The organism is Pseudomonas arvensis (genome assembly GCF_056688935.1).
Map to the genome: position 1 here is coordinate 5,019,954 of NZ_CP162038.1, position 21,423 is coordinate 5,041,376.

Consider the following 21,423-nt stretch of genomic DNA (forward strand, 5'->3'; position numbering starts at 1 on the left):
TGTATGCCAAACTCAGCGCCTTTCGGGCTTGTCTATCAGGATTTATGGTCCCCTTGTCACCCAGTTTGCTACCCAGCCTCGCCGCCGCCATTTTGTATGCCGCTGCGACCCTCTATCAGGGCACTCGTCTTGCCCAAGGCACCAAGGCAGACAAACGCCTGCTGGTCGGCCTCGGCGTCCTCGCCCTGCTGGCCCATGCCGCGAGCCTGTTTACCCACCTGATGACGCCGGTTGGCCTGGGCCTGGACTTTTTCAGCGCCGCCAGCCTGATCGCTGCTGCGGTCATTGCCCTGACGCTGATGGCCTGTTATCGGATTCCCGTCGAGAACCTGTTGGTCCTGCTCTTCCCGTTGGGCGTGCTGACGGTGCTGCTGGCACAATTCGCCCCCACCGGCACCGTGCAGGTGATCGACGAAGAACCCGGCATTCTCGCGCATATCCTGTTATCGATCCTGGCCTACGGCATGTTCACCATCGCGGTGTTCCAGGCCCTGCTCCTGCTGTTGCAAGACCATCAGCTCAAACACAAGCACCCTTCCGGCCTGATCAAGAATTTCCCGCCGCTGCAAACCATGGAAAGCCTGCTGTTCGGTTTCCTGTGGGCCGGCTGGACACTCCTCTCGCTGTCGCTGATTTCCGGCTGGCTGTTCGTGGAGAACCTGTTTGCCCAGCATCTGGTGCACAAAACCCTGCTGGCGTGCCTGGCCTGGGTGGTGTTCAGCGTGTTGCTGTGGGGCCGCAACCGCCTCGGCTGGCGTGGGCACAAGGCGATCCGCTGGACCCTGGCCGGTTTCTGCCTGCTGATGCTGGCCTATTTCGGCAGCAAGCTGGTTCGCGAATACATCCTGCATATCTGACGGGCAGCAATCATGGATAACCTGCCCTTAGGGCCGATGCTCGCAGTAATCGCCTTGCTGGTGTTATGGGCCGGGCTGTTTACCGCCATTGAAGCGGCACAACACCACTTGCTCGCCCTGCGCCCCGGTACACGCCAGGGTGATAAAGCGGCCGCCCGCCTGAACTTCCCGCGTAACAGCCTGATCCTGTGCAACAGCCTGTGTCGCGCCGCCGTGGTGATTCTCTGCACGCTGCTGGCGATCTATGCCTGGGCGCTGAATGGTCCTTGGCTCGGCTGGCTGATTTCCTGCGTACTCCTGCTGGTGCTGGCCGATTACCTGCCTCGCGCCCTGGCTATCCGCCATCCGCACGCGGTGCTGGGCTTTGGCAATACGTTGCTGGGCGTGCCGTTGAAAATCCTCTACCCCGCAGCCTGGCTGCTCAATGGCATCAGCATGCTGTTATTGCGCCCGTTTGCACGAAAATCCGGCGCGGTGAAAAAGAGCGACGAGCCTCTGCCCGGTCACGATCACGATGACGAACCCGAGCCCGATGCCGACCACACCCCTCGCATGCCCGGCATCCACGCCTTGGACAACATCACCGTCAATGACATCCTGGTGCCCCGCAGCGAAGTGGACGGCATCAACCTCGACGACTCGATCGAAGCCATCATCGAACAGCTGCGCATCTCGCCACGCACACGCCTGCCGGTGTTTCACAGTGATATCAACCAGGTCCAGGCCGTGCTCAATACCCGGCAGGTCAAGCATCTGCTGCCCGACGCCAGCCTGACCAAAGAGGCGCTGCTCGCCGCCTGCCACGAACCCTATTTCGTCCCGGAAAGCACGCCTCTGCAACTGCAACTGCTGAACTTCCACAAACAGCAGCGACGTCTGGGCATGGTGGTGGATGAGTATGGCGAAGTGCTGGGCATCGTGACCCTTGAGGACATCCTCGAAGAAATCGTCGGTGAATTCGAAAGTGAACAGGGCACGGACAACCCGCATATCGAAGCGCAACCCGATGGCCGCTACATCATTGATGGCGCCGCCTCGATCCGCGAACTGAACAAGAGCCTGGGCTGGCACCTGCCCAGCGACGGCCCCAAGACCCTCAACGGCCTGGTGACCGAAGCGCTGGAGACCATTCCGGATTGCGCGGTGTGCCTGAAAATCGGCCGCTACCGCCTGGAAATCCTTGAAACCGAGGACAACCGCGTGGCCAAGGTGCTGATCTGGCACACCAGCCGGATACCCGTCGCCGCGTAACTGCCTGACGGTGAACAGCCCCCTCCCACATTTTGATTTGCGGCGTGTCGGCTCTTGTTGTAATTCCAGACCCCTTCCTATAATCCCTGCGGCTTACTCAAGCTTCGCCCGACCGCGCACAACCCTGATCCACGGGTGTTCGACCAATAATAATCCGCGTCCAAACGCGCAATGACTGTCAGGGATAACTCAATGAGCACCACCTATAACGAGGCCGCGACCGCCGCCCCGACCAATTCGACTGCACGGGTCGCCACGGCGAGCATCGTCGGCACCGCCATCGAGTTCTACGACTTCTATATCTACGCCACCGCCGCAGCCCTGGTGATCGGCCCGGTGTTCTTCCCGCAGACCTCCGGCACCGCGCAGATGCTGGCGTCGTTCCTGACTTTCGGCATCGCCTTCATCGCCCGCCCACTGGGCTCGGCGCTGTTCGGCCACTTTGGTGACCGTATCGGCCGCAAGTCCACGTTGGTGGCCTCGCTGCTGCTGATGGGCGTGTGCACGACGCTGATCGGCTTGCTGCCGGGCTACGACACCATCGGGGCCTGGGCACCGATCCTGTTGTGCGTGCTGCGCTTCGGCCAAGGCCTTGGGCTGGGCGGGGAATGGGGCGGCGCGGCACTGCTGGCCACCGAGAACGCTCCGAAAGGCAAACGCGCCTGGTTCGGCATGTTCCCGCAGCTTGGCCCATCGATCGGGTTTCTGGCGGCCAACGGCCTGTTCCTGATCCTGGCCATGAGCCTTGACGACGAGCAATTCCGCAGTTGGGGTTGGCGCATCCCGTTCATTCTCAGCGCCGCGCTGGTGATGGTCGGCCTGTATGCACGGTTGAAGCTGCATGAAACCCCGGTGTTCGCCAACGCCGTGGCCAAGGAAAAACCGGTCAAGGTGCCGCTGGTGGAATTGTTCAGCCAGCATTGGCTGCCCGTACTGCTGGGCGCCGCGTCGATGGTGGTGTGCTATGCGCTGTTCTATATCACCACGGCGTTTTCCCTGAGCTACGGCGTGTCGACCTTGGGCTACAGCCGCGAAACCTTCCTTGGCCTGCTGTGCTTCGCGGTGCTGTTCATGGGGTTGGCCACACCGCTGGCGGCCTTGGCCAGTGATCGCTATGGACGCAGGCCGGTGCTGATCGTCGGCGCGATTCTCGCCATCCTGTCCGGCTTCACCATGGAACCCTTGCTGACCCACGGTTCGACCTGGGCCGTGGCGCTGTTCCTGGCGCTGGAGCTGTTCCTGATGGGTGTGACCTTCGCGCCGATGGGCGCGATGCTGCCGGAACTGTTCCCGACACGCGTGCGTTATACCGGGGCTTCGGCGGCGTATAACCTGGGCGGGATCGTGGGCGCTTCGGCTGCACCGTTTTTCGCGACCAAACTGGTGGCGATGGGCGGGCTGAGTTATGTCGGCGGGTATGTGTCGGCGGCAGCGTTGCTCAGCTTGATTGCTGTGCTGTGCCTGAAAGAGACGCGGGATAATGATTTGAACAAGGTGGCCTGATAGACCGCTATCGGGGGGGGGCAAGTCGAATCGTCGCACCGCCCCCGATGCTTTTAGAGCTCTACCACAACAGCCTGGGAAGCCCGGGTGGCCTTGGCCCGAGCCGCTTCAATCGACTCATCCCGCGCCAACGCCACGCCCATGCGGCGCTGGCCATTCACTTCTGGCTTACCAAACAGACGCAACGCCGTGTCCGGCTCGCTCAGTGCCGCGCCGAGGTTGGCAAAGGCGGTCTGGGTCGATTGCCCTTCCACCAGAATCACCGCTGACGCCGAAGGCCCGAACTGACGGATCAGCGGGATTGGCAGGCCCAGGATGGCGCGTGCGTGCAGGGCAAACTGCGACAGATCCTGAGAAATCAAGGTCACCAGACCGGTGTCGTGCGGGCGCGGCGACACTTCGCTGAACCACACCTGATCACCCTTGATGAACAATTCCACACCAAACAGACCGCGACCACCCAAGGCCTCGGTCACGGCTTTGGCAACCCGCTCGGACTCAGCCAAGGCAACCGGGCTCATGGCCTGAGGCTGCCAGGACTCTTGATAATCGCCCTTCTCCTGACGGTGACCGACCGGCGCGCAGAAGGTGGTGCCGCCGACGTGACGCACGGTCAGCAGAGTGATTTCGTAGTCGAAGTCGATAAACCCTTCGATGATCACGCGGCCTTTGCCAGCACGCCCGCCTTCCTGGGCGTAATCCCAGGCTTTCTGCACGTCGTCAGCGCTGCGCAGCAGGCTCTGGCCCTTGCCCGACGAACTCATCACCGGCTTGACCACACACGGGAAGCCCAGGTCCTGGACAGCCTTGCTGTAGTCTTCGAAGGTGTCGGCGAAGTGGTACGGCGAGGTCGGCAGATCCAGCTCTTCAGCAGCCAGGCGACGAATGCCCTCACGGTTCATGGTCAGCAGCGCTGCACGGGCGGTAGGGATCACGGTGAAACCTTCGGCTTCCAGTTCCACCAGCGTACCGGTGGCGATGGCTTCGATTTCCGGCACGATGAAGTGCGGCTTCTCGGCTTCGATCACTGCACGCAGGGCAGCGCCGTCGAGCATGTTGATCACATGGCTGCGATGCGCCACTTGCATGGCCGGGGCGTTGGCGTAGCGATCCACGGCAATCACTTCAACGCCCAGGCGTTGCAGCTCGATTACCACTTCCTTGCCCAGCTCACCGCAGCCACACATCAATACGCGGGTCGCGGTTGGCGACAATGGAGTTCCGATTCGGGTCATCTCAGGTCCTCAGGGGAGCGGATCATGGGGAGAAAGGCCGGCATTTTACATGAACTGTAAAAATTGGCCTCAGTTGGCGACGGCGCGCTTGCGAATGCGCCAGGCCATGATCAACCAGACCGCCGTCACACCGGCGAATTTCGAGGCCAGGGCGGTGCCCACCACTGCGGGCGTCAGGGCACCGATCAGGCCGAAGAAGATAAACGTATCGAGGGGAATGCTCAGCGCCGAACTTATCCACAGGCGATCGTGGAGTGGGCGCTTGGTGATGCTGAACACCAGCCAGTCGATGCATTCGGACACCGCGAAAGCCGTGGCACTGGCCAGTGCGATGGCCGGGTCGGAAGTGACATAGGACAGCACAAGCGCCGCCAGCATGGCGACGATCGCACCATGGCCGAAGCGGGTTTGCACCATGTCGCGCAGGATGAAGACCAGCCCACCCCAGGCGGACCAGATTACGTCCAGGTGCGGGGCGGTGGAGAAGGCGAAGTTGATCAGCACGACGCTGCTGATGTAGGCGATCAGGAAGAGCATGGGGCGAGGGACCTGTGAACAAGGGGCACAGGGTACTTCACATTTGGAAATATGTCGTCTGGGAGGGCCTCATCGGGGGCAAGCCCCCTCCCACATTTTGATCTGTGAATACATTCAATTGTGGGAGGGGGCTTGCCCCCGATGGCGATCTATCAGGCGCCGGATTTACCAGAAACCATAAACACCAATCCACCCGCCACCGCCCGCTCATGGCACAACCCCAGCACCACCCGGCGCTCGGTGTTATCCATACGACTCCAACGGGTAATCTCATCCACCGTCCGCTGGCAGCCAGTGCAGATATCGTCATCGTCCAGCGCGCAAATGCTCACGCACGGCGAGGCGACGGGGCGTTCAGTCGGGTTCATTCTGACTGCTCGGCCAGGTCACGGGCATACCGCTGCGAGTTATGCACATAGTGCGCGGCGCTGGCTTCGAGCATGCGCTTCTGCGCGTCCGTCAACTCGCGCACCACTTTGCCCGGCGAGCCCATTACCAGCGAACCGTCGGGAATTTCCTTGCCTTCGCCGATCAGCGAATTGGCGCCGATGATGCAGTGCTTGCCGATTTTCGCGCCGTTGAGGATCACCGCATTGATGCCGATCAGGCTGTAATCGTCCACGGTGCAGCCGTGCAGCATGGCGTTATGGCCAATGGTCACGCCGGTGCCCAAGGTCAGCGGGAAGCCCATGTCCGTGTGCATCACGCTGCCGTCCTGCACGTTGCTGTTCTTGCCGATCAGGATCAGTTCGTTGTCGCCACGCAATACCGCGTTGAACCAGACATTGGCGCCCTCCTCCAGCTTGACCTTGCCCACCAGCGTGGCATTGGGTGCCACCCAGCTGTTGGGGTGCGTCTCGACGCGGGCGTCGCCCAAGCGGTATTTCATGGTGTGTCCTCACGGCTCGCCATTCAAACGATGGCTTTAGATATTGATGAAGCTTTTAGGCGGCTGGTGCAGACTAATCTGGGCATCGTCATAGAGCAGATTGATCAGCTCGACGATCATGATCGCCGTCAGCCCCCAGATCTTGTACTCGCCAAACCGATAGCTGGGCACGTACCAACTGCGCCCCTGGTAATCGATTCTGTGGGTATGTTCACGCGGATCCTGTCGGAAAAAATCCAGGGGCACGCTGAACACGGCGGCGATTTCGGCATCGTTGGCCAGGTACTCGACGTAATCGGGGATCACACCGACATAAGGCGTGACGCGAATACCGTGCAGGGAAATCAGGGGGCTCAACGGGCCAATCACTTCGACCAGGCCGGGCGGCAGGCCGATTTCCTCTTCGGCCTCACGCAGGGCGGTGAAAATCAGGTCCGGGTCTTCGGGGTCGCGGCGACCGCCGGGAAACGCCACTTCGCCACCGTGGGTCGACAGGCCGCTGGCGCGCAGGGTCAGGATCAGCTCAGGTTCGTCACTGCGGGTAATCGGCACCAGCACCGCGGCCTCGGGGAAACGCCCGTCGGTTTCCAGCGTGTGGGGGGTGTGGTTGCTTACCCGGCGAAGTAGCTCGTCCAGCATGAGTCATCTCGGTCTGTTGGCTACCAAGCATCATGCACCAAAGCGGGCGGGCGCCCAACCCCAAAACCCGGCGGGTGTCGCTAAACGACAACTTGCAGGCCCCCGCCCGCCACGCCAAGATAGGCGCACTTTCCAGGAACCCCAGCATGAAATTCTGCAGCCAGTGCGGCAAACCGGTGTCCCAACGCATTCCCGAAGGCGACGGGCGCCTGCGTTTTGTGTGTGATCACTGCTCGACCATTCACTACCAGAATCCCAATATCGTCGCCGGGACCGTACCGGTGTGGGGCGACAAGGTGCTGTTGTGCCGCCGCGCCATCGAGCCGCGCCTGGGTTACTGGACCTTGCCCGCAGGCTTTATGGAAAACGGCGAGACCGTCGAACAGGCCGCCACCCGCGAAACCCTGGAAGAAGCCTGCGCCCGCGTGCGCAACCTGGCGATCTACACCCTCATCGACGTGCCGCACATCAACCAGGTGCATATCTTCTACCGCGCCGAGCTGGTCGACCTGGACTACGCTGCAGGTCCCGAAAGCCTTGAAGTGCAGCTGTTCGACGAAGCCGACATCCCTTGGTCCGAGCTGGCTTTCCGCACGGTGGCACGTACCTTAGAATGCTTTTTCGCTGACCGCCGCGAACAGTCCTACCCGGTGCGCAGCGAGGCTGTGCCGCCGATGGGCAAGCCCGCCCAATAATAATCCGGCATCAAGGGAAATCGTTTCAATGCGTTGGTTGCTTGCTCTGCTCTGCCTGTCGTTCGCCACGCTGTCGCCGGCTTCCACCGTGGAGACCCTGGGCGGCAAAACCGTCGAAAAAGTCCTGGTGCTCAAGTCCGCCCATCAGTTGCAACTGATCAACGACGGCAAACCCTTCAAGACCTACCGCATTTCCCTGGGCAAAAACCCCAAGGGCCACAAGCTGATCGAGGGCGACCGCCGCACTCCGGAAGGCCTGTACTGGATCGACTGGCGCAAGACCAGCGAGCGCTTCAACCTGGCCATGCACATCTCCTACCCCAATATCAGCGACGCCGCCCGCGTACGCCGCGAAGGGGTGAAGCCCGGCAGCATGATCATGATCCACGGCACCCCCGACACCGAAGACTACCCGGAACAGTGGTTCCACACCCTGGACTGGACCGACGGCTGCATCGGCATGCGCAACGTGGACATGCGTGAAGTCTGGACCCTGGTCAAAGACGGCACCCTGATCGAGATCCGGCCGTAATCAGCGACCGCTCGTAAAATAATTCAAAAAAATCCCCGCCTCTCACAACGCCTGCCGGTGAATACCAGTTCACCGCGCGGGCTGCGCTTTTCTGCGCGCCATAAAGACCTCTCTAATACCACTTGAGACCAAGCCCCGTTACAGGGCCAAGAAAGCCGTATCTGCACCCTTTTGGCAGGATTGACATGGTATTTAAGTGGTATTAATTTTCGGCCAATGCCGGGCGACAACACTCCAATAACGCATCGGAAACCTGACAGATGAATCCCATCCTGGCCCTACGCCCAGACGACAAGCAATCCACCCCGCTGTACCTGCAATTGGCCCGCAAGCTCGAAGCCGCCATTCATGCCGGCGAGTGGAAGTCCGAACAGGCACTGCCGTCGGAACGCGTCCTCAGCGAGCAGTTGAGCATCTCGCGGGTCACCGCCCGCAAGGCGCTGGAAGTGTTGTTTGCCCAAGGCCTGATCCGCCGCAGCCAGGGCTCCGGCACCTTTATCACCCCACGCCTGGAACAGCCGCTGTCGCGCCTGTCGGGCTTCAGCGAGATGTTGCGCCTCAAGGGCTTTGTGCCCAGCTCACAATGGCTGGAACGCGACATCACCCCGCCGACCCACGAAGAACTGATCCGCCTGGCCCTGTCGCCCACCGACAAAGTGGCGCGCCTCAAGCGTTTGCGTAAAGCCGACGACACCGTCATGGCCATTGAGATGACCACCCTGCCCGCCTCGGTGCTGCCGCAACCGCAAGCCATCGGCAGCTCGCTGTACGAGTACCTGGAAAGTATCGGCAAGCCCATCGTGCGTGCCCTGCAGCATATCCAGGCGGTCAACGCCTCGGACGAGTTCGCCGCCCTGGTGGGCATCGCCCCCGGCACCGCCATGCTGCTGATGACCCGCGTGGGCTACACCGCCGACAACACGCCGATCGAGATCACCGACACCTACTGCCGCAACGATTACTACGACTTTGTCGCAGAGCTGCGTCGATACGACTTTGCCGCCGAGTTGCGGCCTTAGAGAACTGCCCATGTCCGAAGACAATATCCTCACGCCCCACGGCTGGATTCGCGGCCGCCTGGTGCACCACGAAGGCAAGGTCAGCGCCGTCGAAGGTGTGCCTTGCGATCCGGCCGACAACGACCTGCCCTACTTGCTGCCGGGTTTTATCGACCTGCATGTGCACGGTGGCGGCGGCAAGGACATCATGGAAGGCATCGACGCCTTCGAGACCATCACCCGCACCCATGTGCGCTTCGGCACCACCTCGCTGCTGGCCACCACCATGACTGCCCCGGTCGAGGAAATCTCCCGGGTGCTCGGTGAACTCGGCCAGTTCTGCGAACACCGCCCGGCCGGCAGCGCCCGTGTGCTGGGCGTACACCTGGAAGGTCCCTACATCAATCCCGGCAAACTTGGCGCGCAACCCAACTTCGCCCACACCGCATTGATGGCCGAGGTCGAGGAATATTTGCGCCTGGCACCGATCCGGGTGATCACCATAGCCCCGGAAATCGCCGGCCATGACGGCCTGATCCGCGCCCTCAGCCAACGCGGCGTGCGCATGCAAATCGGCCACACCCTGGGCAGCTATGAAGAAGGCGTCGCCGCCCTGGCTGCCGGCGCGACCAGTTTCACCCATTTGTACAACGCCATGAGCCCGCTGCATCACCGCGAGCCAGGCATCGTCGGCGCGGCATTGGCCCATGCGACCTACGCAGAACTGATCCCGGACCTGCTGCACGTGCACCCCGGCGCCATGCGCGTGGCCCTGCGCTCGATCCCGTGCCTGTACTGCGTCACCGACTCCACCGCCGCCGCCGGCATGCCCGACGGTGAGTACAAGCTGGGCAGCCACACCGTGACCAAATGCCTGGGCGGCGTACGCCTGGCCGACGGCACCCTGGCCGGCAGCACCCTGACCATGGATCAGGCGCTGCGCAACCTGGTGAAGATCGGCCTGCCGGTCAACGAAGCCTCACAGCGCCTGTCGCAATTTCCGGCGGACTATCTGGGCCTGGAACAACGCGGCCGCCTGCAACCCGGCAGCTTTGCCGACTGCGTACGCCTGGACCGCTCCCTGCACCTCACCGACGTAATGGTCGAAGGAGAAACCATTGACTTCAAAAATGCTTGAAGAGGCCCTGGCCTCCTGTGAGGCCGTCGCGGCGCAACTGCAACGCCTGAACCCGATACTCGAAGAGATCGCCGGACGCCTGCGCCGCCAGCCGCCGCAAGTGGCGATGACCATCGCCCGTGGCAGCTCGGACCACGCCGCCAGCTACTTCGCCTACCTGGCCATGCAGCACATGGGCGTTCCGGTGGCGTCGTTGCCGATGTCCGTGGTGACGCTGTCCCAGGCGCCGCTGAAGGTCAGCGGTCAGGTGGCTTTCGGGTTCTCCCAGTCGGGGCAGAGCCCGGACCTGGTCAACAGCCTGCGCCTGCTGCGCAAGCGCGGGGCCTTGAGTGTGTCGATGGTCAATGCCGAAGACTCGCCCCTGGAAGCCGCCTGCGAATTCCATGTGCCACTGTGCGCAGGCCCCGAGCGCAGCGTGGCCGCGACCAAGAGCTTTATCGCCACCTTGAGCGCCAGCGCCCAGTTGGTCGGCCACTGGAATCAGGAAGACGGCCTGCTCGACGCCTGCGATGCCTTGCCCGCCGGCCTGCGCGAAGCGGCGACTCAGGACTGGAGCCTGGCCATCCTCGCCCTGCGCGACTGCCAACGCCTGATGGTCATCGGCCGTGGCGCCGGGTTTGCCATCGCCCAGGAAGCCGCGCTCAAACTCAAGGAAACCTCGGCGATCCAGGCCGAAGCCTTCAGCAGCGCCGAAGTGCGCCACGGCCCGATGGCGTTGATTGATGACAACTACCCGCTGCTGGTATTCGCCCCACGCGGCGCCGAACAGCCGGGCCTGCTGACCCTGGCCGCGGAAATGCGCCAACGTGGGGCCCGAGTACTGCTGGCCGCGCCCGACGATATCGCCGAACGCGACCTGACCTTGAGCCGTGCCGAACACCCGGCCCTGGACCCGATCCTGGCGATCCAGAGCTTCTATGTGATGGCTGCAGGTTTGGCCCAGGCCCGGGGCATGGACCCGGACCAGCCCCGTCACCTGAGCAAAGTCACTCGCACCCATTGAGTTGATTTCCGTCGTTTCCTGATGAGTACCGTGCCCATGCCCGACAATAATAATGACCTCACCCTCAGCGCCCCTCTTAGCGGACCGGTGCTGACCCTGGGCAACGTTCCAGATGAAGTGTTCGCCAGTGGCGCCATGGGCGACGGGATTGCCATTGACCCCCTCAACGACTGCCTGCATGCGCCGTGCGCTGGCGTGGTGATCCATGTTGCCCGTACCGGCCACGCCCTGACCATCCGCGCCGACAATGGCGCCGAAGTCCTGCTGCACGTGGGTATCGACACCGTCGAACTGCAAGGCGAAGGCTTCGCCTTACTGGTCAAGGAAGGTACGCGGGTCAGCAACGGGCAAGCCCTGGTGCGCTTTGACCTGGACCGCATCGCCCGCCAGTGCAAAAGCCTGGTCAGCCTGATCATTCTCACCAATGGCGAACAGTTCGAAGTGCGCCCGGTGGCGTTGAATACTGTGAAGGTCGGCGAGGCATTGCTGCGCATCGTCGCGCGTCAGGCTGGCGTCGTGCAGGCTGCGGTGGCCGACAACTCCCAGGCACATGCCAGCGCCAGCGTGCGCATCACCCATCGCGGCGGCCTGCATGCGCGCCCCGCCGCCCTGATCCGCAAGACCGCCCAAGGCTTCAGCAGCCAGTCGCAGCTGCATTTCGCCGGTAAATCGGCGTCGTGCGCCAGCCTGATGGGGTTGATGGGGCTGGGCATCGGTGAGCAGGACGAGGTACAGGTCACCTGCCAGGGCAAGGATTGTGATGCGGCGTTGCAGGCACTGGTCGCAGCGTTATCCGTTGCCACCCACGAAGAAGTGCATGCCCCGGTGATCGTCGCGGCGCGCCCGCTCAATACCGAAGCGGGCGTATTGCAGGGTGTCTGCGCAGCCCCCGGCCTGGTCTGCGGGCCGCTGTTCCGGCTCAACACCATCGAGCTGCCGCAGGACCCGGGTAACCATGCGCGTGATGAACAACTGCAACACCTGAACAGCGCCCTGGAACGGGTACGCGGCGAAATCCGCAATACCCTGGAGCACGCCCGCCAGCGCAAGGCCGTCGAGGAAGAAGAGATCTTCGCCGCCCATCTGGCCCTGCTGGAAGACCCGACACTACTGGACGCCGCCACTGGCGCCATCGAACAAGGTAGCGCCGCCACCCATGCCTGGCGCAATGCAATCCAGGCCCAATGCGCGGTGTTGCTGGGTTTGGGTAAACCCTTGTTTGCCGAGCGCGCCAACGATCTGCGGGATTTGCAGCAACGAGTATTGCGCGCACTGCTGGGCGAGGCCTGGCAATTTGAGTTGCCCGCTGGCGCCATTGTCGTCGCCCATGAACTGACTCCCTCGGACCTGCTGCAACTGAGCGCGCAAAACGCAGCCGGCATCTGCATGGCCGAAGGCGGCGCCACCTCCCACGTGGCGATCCTGGCCCGGGGCAAAGGTTTGCCGTGCGTAGTGGCATTGGGCGGCGAAGTGCTGGCTGTACCGCAAGGCCAACGGGTGGTGCTGGACGCTGCCCATGGCCGCCTTGAACTGCACCCTGACGAGGCACGACACGCCGAAGTCCATCAGCTCCGCGATGCGCAAAAGCTCAAGCGCCAGCAGCAACAGACCCTCGCCCGGACGCCGGCCCAGACCCTCGACGGCGTGGGTGTCGAAGTCGCCGCCAATGTGGCCTCCAGCAGCGAAGCACAGCTTGCCTTTGCAAACGGCGCCGACGGCGTTGGCCTGCTGCGTACCGAATTCCTGTTCGTTGACCGCCACACCGCGCCCGATGAACAGGAACAGCGCCTGGCCTATCAGGCCGTGCTGGATGCCATGGGCGACAAGTCGGTGATCATCCGCACCATCGACGTCGGCGGCGACAAGCAACTCGATTACCTGCCGCTGCCCGCCGAGGCCAATCCGGTGCTGGGCCTGCGCGGTATCCGCATGGCCCAGGTGCGCCCGGAACTGCTCGACCAGCAACTGCGCGCCCTCCTGCAAGTCAGCCCGCTGGCCCGCTGCCGGATCCTGTTGCCGATGGTCAGCGAAGTCGACGAGTTGCTGCACATCCGCCAGCGCCTGGATGAGCTATGTGCCGAACTGGAATTGACCCAACGCCCGGAACTGGGGGTGATGATCGAAGTACCGGCCGCCGCGCTGATGGCCGAACAACTGGCCGAACATGCGGACTTTCTGTCCATCGGCACCAATGACCTGTCGCAATACACCCTGGCCATGGACCGTGACCACGCCGGCCTGGCCGCCCGGGTCGATGCCCTGCACCCGGCGCTGTTGCGCCTGATTGCCCAGACCTGCGCAGGCGCGGCGAAGCATAGCCGATGGGTCGGTGTGTGTGGCGCCCTGGCCTCCGACCCGCTGGCCACTCCCGTGCTGGTTGGCCTCGGGGTGCGCGAGCTGTCCGTGAGCCCGCCACAAATTGGCGAAATCAAGGATCGCGTGCGCCATCTGGACGCCGCGCAATGCCGGCAACGGAGCCAGGAATTGCTCAACCTGAGCAGCGCCAAGGCCGTTCGCCAAGCCTGTCACCGCCACTGGCCATTGAGCTGACAACAACAAGAAAAAGGAGACTCGCCATGTACCAACTGTTTATTGAAGGCCTGCAACGCCTGGGCCGTGCGCTGATGCTACCCATCGCGATCCTGCCGATTGCCGGCCTGCTGCTGCGCCTGGGTGACACCGACCTGCTGAACATCGCCGTGATGCACGATGCCGGGCAGGCGATCTTCGCCAACCTGGCGCTGATCTTCGCCATCGGTATCGCCGTGGGTTTTGCCCGCGACAATAACGGCACGGCCGGGCTGGCCGGGGCGATCGGTTACTTGGTGATGATCTCGACGCTCAAGGTGATGGATACCACCATCAACATGGGCATGCTCGCCGGTATCGTCAGCGGCTTGATGGCCGGCGCGCTGTACAACCGCTTCAAGGACATCAAGCTCCCGGAATACCTGGCATTTTTTGGCGGGCGACGGTTTGTGCCGATTGTCACGGGGTTCAGTGCGGTCGGGCTGGGGGTAATCTTTGGGCTGATCTGGCCGCCGATCCAACACGGTATCAATAGCTTCGGCGTGTTGCTGATGGAAAGCGGCAGCCTCGGTGCGTTTATTTTTGGTGTGTTCAACCGCTTGCTGATCGTCACCGGCCTGCACCATATCCTCAACAACATGGCCTGGTTTGTGTTCGGCAGTTTCACTGATCCGGCAACAGGCGCGGTGGTGACCGGCGACTTGACCCGCTATTTTGCCGGCGACCCCAACGGCGGCCAGTTCATGACCGGCATGTTCCCAGTGATGCTGTTCGGCCTGCCCGCCGCGTGCCTGGCGATGTACCGGCACGCGTTGCCGGAGCGCCGTAAAATCATGGGCGGGATTTTCCTGTCGATGGCCCTGACATCGTTCCTCACGGGGGTGACCGAACCCATCGAATTTGCGTTCATGTTCCTCGCGCCGTTCCTGTTCCTGCTGCACGCGCTGTTGACCGGCCTGTCGATGGCCGTCACCAACCTGCTGGACATTCACCTGGGCTTCACCTTCTCCGGCGGCTTCATCGACATGGTGCTGGGCTGGGGCAAATCCACCAACGGCTGGCGGGTGGTGCCGGTCGGCGTGGCGTATGCACTGATCTACTACAGCGTGTTCAGCTACTGCATCCGCCGCTTCAACCTCAAGACGCCAGGACGGGAAGACATCGTCGTCGCACAGGCGCAAACCATGACCGACAACCAGCGCGCCAGCGCGTATATCAGTGCGTTGGGCGGTGCAGAAAATTTATTGAGCGTCGGTGCTTGCACGACACGGTTGCGTTTGGACCTGGTTGATCGCAACAAAGCGGCAGACACGCAACTGAAAGCGCTGGGCGCCATGGCAGTGGTACGGCCAGGCAACGGTGGCAGTTTGCAAGTGGTGGTCGGGCCGATGGCGGACAGCATTGCGGATGAGATCCGACTGGCCATGCCGTCGTTTGCCGCGACTGCGCCCGTGGCGGTTGCGCCTGTGGATAAGCCGGTCGAGGTGAACGTGCGGGAAGCCGAAAAATGGCTGGATGCCTTGGGTGGCCGGGCGAATGTGCGCCAGTTGGAAGCGGTGGCGATGACGCGCTTGCGGGTGGAGTTGGCAGATGACTCAGGCTTGTCTGAAGCTGATCTCACTGCGCAGGGCTGCCTGGGTGTACGCCAGCTAGAAAGCGGTGTCTGGCACCTGTTGATGGGTGACAAGGCACCCGGATTGGGTCAAGCGCTGGAACGATTGGTCAAGTGCCAGGCCTGAAGCGGTAGTGGCTGCAGGCTAGCGCCCAGGCCTGGCCCACCTATATACCGCCCACCGCCAACCCAGCTTTTCCATGCTGACGACTCTACTCCTCAGCATGGAAAACGGGCCTATGAGCACCGCTGACGTTACACCCCCTTCCTACGACGCGATCAAAGGTGATATTGCCAACATCGCCCGTCATTTACTGAAGGTCGAGCTGCCGCGAATCGGGCAAAAATCCTCGGCCTCGCTGGCCTTCCTCGAACAACTGAACACCACACTCATATCCGCCAACCGGGTGTTTTTCAAAAACAGTCGCGCCGCTTTTGAGGTGCTCGCCTCGGCCGACCTGCACACCGATGACGGCCGGCGAGTGCTGGACGCGCTCAAGCGTGAGCTGGCGCAGAGGCTGTCGGACCTGGAGGCGCGTGACCTGATCTCGAATCAGTCGCGCAAGACATTCATGACCTATACCGCCGGTTTCACTGCCCTTGAACATCAGGCCAAACTGGGCGTCGAGGATCGCCTGTTGCAACGGGATGACTTCAAGGACGTGCAGAGGCTGAGCCTCGGCCCGCAGTTGCGTCCCGCGGCCTGGGCCCTGACGTTCCAGTACCAGGAGCACACCGTAGAACTGGCTGGTGCGTTTATCATCAGCTTACCGTTCGTGGCGCCGGTCAATGACCTGGCAACCTCAGCCTTGCCCGGCAGGGTCTTGTTGTTCACTCCCGTTCGCGGCCTGGAAGCCTTTGACTCATTGGGTGAACTCAACGCCCACTTGCTGCACGTCAACGAATTCAGCCAACTGCTCCCGGCGCGTTACCAGCATTTGCCGACGGTCGCGATCTGGCCGCTGGCCCTCTCGCCCATCAGCGACAAGCCGCTGTTCGAACACAGTTACGACAGCCTGCTGGAGAAACGCCGCCAGGACATCGAATGGGCGTTGAACACCGCCGACAACCCAGCCCACAGCGCAACGCAGTTGATGCAGCGCCTTGAACGTGCGCTCCAGCAGACGCTGCCCGACCTGACGGCCTACCTGGAGCTGCGCGCCCAGGCATTATTGGAGCGACACTTGCGCCTGAGCGCTCCGGATTGGTATCGCAGCGCCAGCGTCACCCGGCGCCAGCTGCTCGCCGAGCACCTGGCCAGCTACAACGAGGCACGCCAGAACCTGCTGGACCTGTTGGGCCCCGCCGCCACCCCGCACGCCCTGGCGCGTTACCAGTTGCTCGAACGCCTGAGTGATGACCTGGACATTCACGATCTCGATCCCCAGCAACTGCACATCAGCACGCGTCGCCACGTGGCCAACGTCGGCGAATACGACGATCACAAAAATCTTGTCGAACTGGCCCTGCGAGGTCTGCACACCCATGATGAAGAACCGGGTAGCGCGTTTCTCACGAACACCCGGCTCACCTATGCCGGTGAGCCGCTTGAGGATGATTATGGATCGCTGACACCCGCGTATCTGGTTGAAGTGCTGACGCAACTGCAACCCCGCCTGGACTTTGCCAACGTTCAAAAATCCATCCAGCAACAGCCGCCGCTGAAAACCGCTATCGAGCGAATGCTCGACCAACGCATCCAGGCACTCGCGTATCTGGCCACGTTGCAGGGGCATATCAGCGATGACGATTACCGCCTCGTACAACGCCTACGTGAAGGCAACGATGCGCAGCTGGAGGCGTCGAGTGTGTCGTTTCACGGCGCGCAACTGCGCGACCTGTGGGTGTTACGCCAGCGCGATGCCGACGGAGCGATCCAGCGTCTGTTGCTGTGCACGCCCGATGCGCCGAGCGGCATGCAATGGCAGAGGTTCAACAAAGAAGTCGACCTGCAGGCGCATATCCTCGGCTGGTGCCTGCACAACGGCGCACCCGGCATGAGCGAATACGTATTGCAGCAGGTACCTTTGCGTTTTCAACCCAAGCTGAAACAGCTGCTGACCGGCCTGAGCTTCAAGCCAGCGGCAAAGGAGCATGAAGAAATCACCTTCAATGCGCCGTGCAATCACGCCCAATGCCTGACGATCATGGCGGGGCATCTGCTGAGCCGGCGAATTGATGATTACGATTACGCCACGCCGGCCTGGTATCGCTCGACGACGGCCGATCTGCGTAAAAAACTGGCGACCCAGGCCGACGACGCCGTCGGCGCCCAAGCCCTCTATCAGGCAGATGCTCGATCCGAGGCGCACGTCCCCGCCTTTGAAACTTATGTGCACCAACAGGCCAAGGCACAACTAAACCGCCTGCTGGGCCGCGCGCAAAACGATATCGATCCGGATACCGTCTGGGCCTACGCCCCGCCTGAATTATTCGTAAAGCCCTCGGCGCCCATCAGCTATACGCAGTTGTTTCGTGATGGGTACGCCGACGGGATAGGCTTTATCAACGAGCAGTTTTCCCGGTCGGCCCGCTTCAAAGGCCCTCCAGGGCTTGATCTGAGCGCCTTGAGCCCGGAACGGGTGGCGCGTTCGGTCACGGGAGTCTGGATTGGCCAGCGCTATATCAACCTCGTCAAGTCGCAACTGCTCGACGAAACCCAGGCCGACTATCACTACCGACGCAACGCCACCTTGGCAATCACCCAGTTGCAATTGCGCAACGCCGCGCTGGAGTCGCGCTTGCTCGGCGACATTGCCGGGGTGGATCTGGACTGGCTGGAACGCAGCATCGATGCCATGGGCGACACCTCGGCCTCGGCACGCAGCACCTATCCGATCCATCGCCTGATGATCGATGGCGATTGGGTGATCGGCTGCTACCTGTTCAGCCACGCCGACAACCCGGTCTTGCTGTACACCCCGCAAGCCCCCGACGGCATCAGCTTTCGCGAAGCCCGGCAATTCAACTATCTGCTGAAAAAAACCAAAGGCATGCCCGGCTATCTGATGGAGCGCGTCGGCCTGCAGTCGCAGATTCGTGTCCGCACTTTTTTGCAGCGGGCTGCGGACAACGTCCCCGAACACATCGACAGCACCAGCCGCAGCACAGCGTTCTACGACTCGATCCACGCACTCCCCGGTGTGCCCGATCTGCGCAGACTGCTGTACAACATGAACATCCAGCGCAAAATCGACAACGTCAACGCGACAACCGTCAGCCGCACGCAGATGATCAGCGGCATTCTGTGGACTTGCGTCGAGTTGCTGACAGCTATTGCCACCGCGCCCTTTCCCGTTGTCAGCCTGAGCGTGGGCGCATTGCTGGCGTTCAAGGACGGCATGCTTGCCCTGCACGCCTACAACCAGGGTGACCCAGGTGCGGCGCTCGGGCATTACATCGGGTTTGTGCTCAATACCGCTGGCGCGCTGGCCACCGACTTGCGTCCGGCGCTGGGCCTCCTTACCAAAGCGAGTCGGCCGCTACGCCAGGTCGCACGGACCGCCGAACAACGCCAGGCCATGCAGTTGATCGAACAGCTGGACCCGCCGCCCCTCACCCCGGCCACAATGCAGCCAGTCATCCATGAAGGCCAGTTACTCTGGGCGCCGAAAACACCTGACCCGATCGGACGCTACCTGCTCTACCGCGATGATCCCACCAGCGGCAGACTGGTGTCCACCAGCCGTCTGGCGGCGCCGGATGCCGACGGACGTTGGGTACGTACCGGCGTGAAGGGCGGTGCCCCAGGACCTAAATATGAAAAGGTCCCCGAACCACTGCAACCCTTGGATCCGTACGAAATTCCCAAAAAGCACCTGCCCGAATTTGAGTTGATCCTCAACCCCGAATCGGTCAAACGGTTTCTGCGCCAACAAGCCGATTACGCTGAGCGGACCCGATTCTCTCTGGCCCTGCTCAACCAGCCCGCCTATGAGGCGTATCAAAAACAGGTCGCGAACCTGGCCAACGATGCGAAAAATTTCTTCACCTACCTGGACATCCCGCCGCCACGCGCCGACGTGTTGGCGCTGGAGGCCAGCACGCCTCACCGCACGCTGATCAAACAGCTGGTGGGCGAAAACAAAGGCCTGGTCATCGGCGAAATTCCCAGTTCCATTGCCAGCAAAAAATTCCTGATCGACAACCTCGACGCGTTCGTCGGGCAGAACATAAAACGCCTCTACCTGGAATACATACCGGGCGATGTGTTCGCGCCGAAGCTGGCAAAACTCACGCCTGGCCGGTCGTCAATGCACCTTGATCGCCACCTCAACACCCTCGACGAGACTTTTGGCTTCAACAGGCATTCCTATTATTCGTACGCCATGCTCATTAAAACCGCGCGTAAAAAAGGCATCGCCATCAAGGCGCTGGACGCCACCACCTCGTACAAGCTCGACGATGCGCTGATGTTCGGTGACACGCCGCCCACTACGCCCCGGACCAACGACCTCAGAAACTTCTACTCGCATAAAGTCATTGAAGCCGACATCGCCGCTCACCCGGATGACGGCTGGATTGCACTGGTTCATCAAACCCGCATGAGCACTTTCAATCAGATTCCGGGCATGGCCGACCTGCAAAAAACCATCGCCCTGCGCATAGAAGATGTGGGGCCGAACCAGCCGGTGGGGATCTGGGCAGATACCGCTGGCGGCATACCGGAAGACGCACTTGCCAAAGCCGACTACCGACTGACGATGCGCACTTCCTACAAAGGCATCGCCACTGCCGGGCCTTCAACAAGTCCGGTATCGCCTTCGACAAGCGTGCTTGCCAAGTTCGACCTGCCTCCCGAGTTTCACGACCGCGTGCTGCAAATGATCCGGCACCCTGATGGGCTGGACACCCGCTATGTTCCCTCTGACGCTGAAGGTCGCCGCGCAATCAGTACCTTTAAAGAAACCCGACTTCGGCTGCAGGATCACGCGCAGACATACTTTAAGAACCGGACGGCGACTGCCAGGTCCGCCTTGCCTGAAATAAAACCCGATACCTCGGCCGACACGTTCATCCGTCAGATTTTCAAACGTGACGCCGCAGGATTGGTGATCGGCGAAGTTCACAGTGACCAGTCGAGCAAGGCGTTCCTGATCAAGCACATGAGTACGTTTGAGCAACTGGGGGTCAAGACGCTCTATTTCGAACACCTGCCAAGCGACCTGTTCCAGCAGGATCTGGATACGTTTTTCAAGACCGCCCTGTTGAACAGAAAACTGGAACAGTACCTGGCAGCGCTGAACAGGGGACACATGCTCGGGTACGAGGGCGGTAGTCACTTCACCGCTGTCATCGAGAAAGCAAACAAACACGGGATTCGCATCAAGGCGCTGGACTGCACCGCCAGTTACTACCTCAAAGGTCTTGTGGACAGTGAAGGCCTGAACCGCAACACCCTCTTCAGCTTTTATGCATCACAGGTGATCGAGGCCGACCAGGCCGCACAAGGCGCTCACAAATGGGTGGCCTTTGTCGGCAATGCCCACACCAATACGAACAAGGGTGTACCCGGGCTGGTGGAGTTGCACGATGCGGTCAGTCTCTACGTACGGGACGTTGCGCCGTCACCGCCCACCGGTATCCACGCCGATACCTGGGAGATCAACACGGGCCTGAAACCCGGTGCCGCCCGAAGCGATTTCACCTTGAAAGTCGGTGTAGAAGGCCGGCGGTCATCGCCGTTCTTCACCACAGCCGACAGGTCGCGATTAAGCCGCCCTGGGTACTTTCTGATAGAAAACCCTTCAAGCACTGAAATGAACCTGCTGCATCATTCCAGCAGCGGTGAAATTGTATCGACCCCTATCCAGATCGACGATAACGGGTTGTTTTTCATTGATCGTTGGCACTTGAAGGACAAGCGCTTCATCTCGCCAAAAACCCTGGAGAGCGCCCTCAGGTTTGAAGTCAACTTGACACCCGCCCCGTAAAACTGCGACTACGGTCAACAAGCCAATAAAAAACCCGCCGGCCCAAAGGGCTCGACGGGTTTTGTGTTGCTG

At 61.7% G+C, this 21,423-nt stretch carries 16 protein-coding genes; 11 read left to right on the plus strand and 5 right to left on the minus strand.

The window, feature by feature from the left end:
- Positions 1 to 44 precede the first annotated feature (44 nt).
- From AB3G88_RS22775 to AB3G88_RS22785, 3 genes are all read left to right on the plus strand, one after another.
- Positions 45 to 857 carry a cytochrome C assembly family protein gene (locus AB3G88_RS22775; protein WP_099585575.1) on the plus strand — a complete coding sequence of 271 codons (813 nt, stop codon included), beginning with the start codon at positions 45 to 47 and terminating at the stop codon, positions 855 to 857.
- 12 nt (positions 858 to 869) lie between these two features.
- The gene (locus AB3G88_RS22780) at positions 870 to 2,108 is read left to right on the plus strand and encodes a transporter associated domain-containing protein (protein WP_480451762.1); all 1,239 of its coding nucleotides are present in this window, start codon (positions 870 to 872) and stop codon (positions 2,106 to 2,108) included.
- Between the two features lie 192 nt (positions 2,109 to 2,300).
- Positions 2,301 to 3,611: an MFS transporter gene (locus tag AB3G88_RS22785; RefSeq protein WP_099585577.1), complete on the plus strand. Its 1,311-nt coding sequence runs from the start codon at positions 2,301 to 2,303 to the stop codon at positions 3,609 to 3,611.
- Between the two features lie 53 nt (positions 3,612 to 3,664).
- Here AB3G88_RS22785 and purT read toward each other — a convergent pair whose 3' ends face one another.
- The 5 genes from purT to AB3G88_RS22810 form a co-directional block, all read right to left on the minus strand.
- Positions 3,665 to 4,846 carry a formate-dependent phosphoribosylglycinamide formyltransferase gene (gene purT / locus AB3G88_RS22790; protein WP_099585578.1) on the minus strand — a complete coding sequence of 394 codons (1,182 nt, stop codon included), beginning with the start codon at positions 4,844 to 4,846 and terminating at the stop codon, positions 3,665 to 3,667.
- Between the two features lie 69 nt (positions 4,847 to 4,915).
- A complete protein-coding gene (locus tag AB3G88_RS22795) occupies positions 4,916 to 5,383 on the minus strand; it encodes a VUT family protein (RefSeq protein WP_099585579.1) in 468 nt (155 codons plus the stop codon).
- A gap of 152 nt (positions 5,384 to 5,535) precedes the next feature.
- Entirely contained in the window at positions 5,536 to 5,751 is a 216-nt protein-coding gene (locus tag AB3G88_RS22800) for a DUF1289 domain-containing protein (protein ID WP_158877165.1), read from the minus strand.
- Complete coding sequence (locus tag AB3G88_RS22805) at positions 5,748 to 6,272, minus strand: gamma carbonic anhydrase family protein (RefSeq protein ID WP_099585581.1); 525 nt, start codon at positions 6,270 to 6,272, stop codon at positions 5,748 to 5,750. The genes AB3G88_RS22800 and AB3G88_RS22805 overlap by 4 nt, the downstream gene beginning before the upstream one ends.
- Positions 6,273 to 6,308: 36 nt before the next feature.
- Positions 6,309 to 6,911: a CoA pyrophosphatase gene (locus AB3G88_RS22810; protein WP_033898592.1), complete on the minus strand. Its 603-nt coding sequence runs from the start codon at positions 6,909 to 6,911 to the stop codon at positions 6,309 to 6,311.
- Positions 6,912 to 7,057: 146 nt separating this feature from the next.
- Between AB3G88_RS22810 and AB3G88_RS22815 the strand changes: the two genes are divergently transcribed.
- From AB3G88_RS22815 to AB3G88_RS22850, 8 genes are all read left to right on the plus strand, one after another.
- Entirely contained in the window at positions 7,058 to 7,606 is a 549-nt protein-coding gene (locus AB3G88_RS22815; protein WP_099585582.1) for an NUDIX hydrolase, read from the plus strand.
- A 28-nt stretch (positions 7,607 to 7,634) separates the two neighbouring features.
- Complete coding sequence (locus AB3G88_RS22820) at positions 7,635 to 8,138, plus strand: L,D-transpeptidase family protein (protein WP_480451766.1); 504 nt, start codon at positions 7,635 to 7,637, stop codon at positions 8,136 to 8,138.
- Positions 8,139 to 8,398: 260 nt separating this feature from the next.
- Complete coding sequence (locus AB3G88_RS22825; protein WP_099585584.1) at positions 8,399 to 9,157, plus strand: GntR family transcriptional regulator; 759 nt, start codon at positions 8,399 to 8,401, stop codon at positions 9,155 to 9,157.
- Between the two features lie 10 nt (positions 9,158 to 9,167).
- On the plus strand, positions 9,168 to 10,274 hold the full coding sequence (gene nagA / locus AB3G88_RS22830; protein WP_099585585.1) for an N-acetylglucosamine-6-phosphate deacetylase: 1,107 nt from the start codon (positions 9,168 to 9,170) through the stop codon (positions 10,272 to 10,274).
- Complete coding sequence (locus AB3G88_RS22835) at positions 10,267 to 11,277, plus strand: SIS domain-containing protein (protein WP_480454472.1); 1,011 nt, start codon at positions 10,267 to 10,269, stop codon at positions 11,275 to 11,277. The genes nagA and AB3G88_RS22835 overlap by 8 nt, the downstream gene beginning before the upstream one ends.
- A 36-nt stretch (positions 11,278 to 11,313) precedes the next feature.
- Positions 11,314 to 13,827, plus strand: a complete 2,514-nt coding sequence (gene ptsP, locus AB3G88_RS22840) for a phosphoenolpyruvate--protein phosphotransferase (RefSeq protein WP_480451768.1) — start codon at positions 11,314 to 11,316, stop codon at positions 13,825 to 13,827.
- Between the two features lie 26 nt (positions 13,828 to 13,853).
- Entirely contained in the window at positions 13,854 to 15,545 is a 1,692-nt protein-coding gene (gene nagE / locus AB3G88_RS22845) for an N-acetylglucosamine-specific PTS transporter subunit IIBC (protein WP_480451770.1), read from the plus strand.
- Positions 15,546 to 15,657: 112 nt separating this feature from the next.
- A complete protein-coding gene (locus AB3G88_RS22850; RefSeq protein WP_480451772.1) occupies positions 15,658 to 21,351 on the plus strand; it encodes a membrane-targeted effector domain-containing toxin in 5,694 nt (1,897 codons plus the stop codon).
- Positions 21,352 to 21,423 lie beyond the last annotated feature (72 nt).

Bases quoted from the DNA above. Each gene is read 5' to 3' on its own strand.
- AB3G88_RS22775 (WP_099585575.1), top strand. From the start codon at position 45: ATGGTCCCCTTGTCACCCAGTTTGCTACCCAGCCTCGCCGCCGCCATT.
- AB3G88_RS22780 (WP_480451762.1), top strand. From the start codon at position 870: ATGGATAACCTGCCCTTAGGGCCGATGCTCGCAGTAATCGCCTTGCTG.
- AB3G88_RS22785 (WP_099585577.1), top strand. From the start codon at position 2,301: ATGAGCACCACCTATAACGAGGCCGCGACCGCCGCCCCGACCAATTCG.
- purT (WP_099585578.1), bottom strand. From the start codon at position 4,846: ATGACCCGAATCGGAACTCCATTGTCGCCAACCGCGACCCGCGTATTG.
- AB3G88_RS22795 (WP_099585579.1), bottom strand. From the start codon at position 5,383: ATGCTCTTCCTGATCGCCTACATCAGCAGCGTCGTGCTGATCAACTTC.
- AB3G88_RS22800 (WP_158877165.1), bottom strand. From the start codon at position 5,751: ATGAACCCGACTGAACGCCCCGTCGCCTCGCCGTGCGTGAGCATTTGC.
- AB3G88_RS22805 (WP_099585581.1), bottom strand. From the start codon at position 6,272: ATGAAATACCGCTTGGGCGACGCCCGCGTCGAGACGCACCCCAACAGC.
- AB3G88_RS22810 (WP_033898592.1), bottom strand. From the start codon at position 6,911: ATGCTGGACGAGCTACTTCGCCGGGTAAGCAACCACACCCCCCACACG.
- AB3G88_RS22815 (WP_099585582.1), top strand. From the start codon at position 7,058: ATGAAATTCTGCAGCCAGTGCGGCAAACCGGTGTCCCAACGCATTCCC.
- AB3G88_RS22820 (WP_480451766.1), top strand. From the start codon at position 7,635: ATGCGTTGGTTGCTTGCTCTGCTCTGCCTGTCGTTCGCCACGCTGTCG.
- AB3G88_RS22825 (WP_099585584.1), top strand. From the start codon at position 8,399: ATGAATCCCATCCTGGCCCTACGCCCAGACGACAAGCAATCCACCCCG.
- nagA (WP_099585585.1), top strand. From the start codon at position 9,168: ATGTCCGAAGACAATATCCTCACGCCCCACGGCTGGATTCGCGGCCGC.
- AB3G88_RS22835 (WP_480454472.1), top strand. From the start codon at position 10,267: ATGCTTGAAGAGGCCCTGGCCTCCTGTGAGGCCGTCGCGGCGCAACTG.
- ptsP (WP_480451768.1), top strand. From the start codon at position 11,314: ATGCCCGACAATAATAATGACCTCACCCTCAGCGCCCCTCTTAGCGGA.
- nagE (WP_480451770.1), top strand. From the start codon at position 13,854: ATGTACCAACTGTTTATTGAAGGCCTGCAACGCCTGGGCCGTGCGCTG.
- AB3G88_RS22850 (WP_480451772.1), top strand. From the start codon at position 15,658: ATGAGCACCGCTGACGTTACACCCCCTTCCTACGACGCGATCAAAGGT.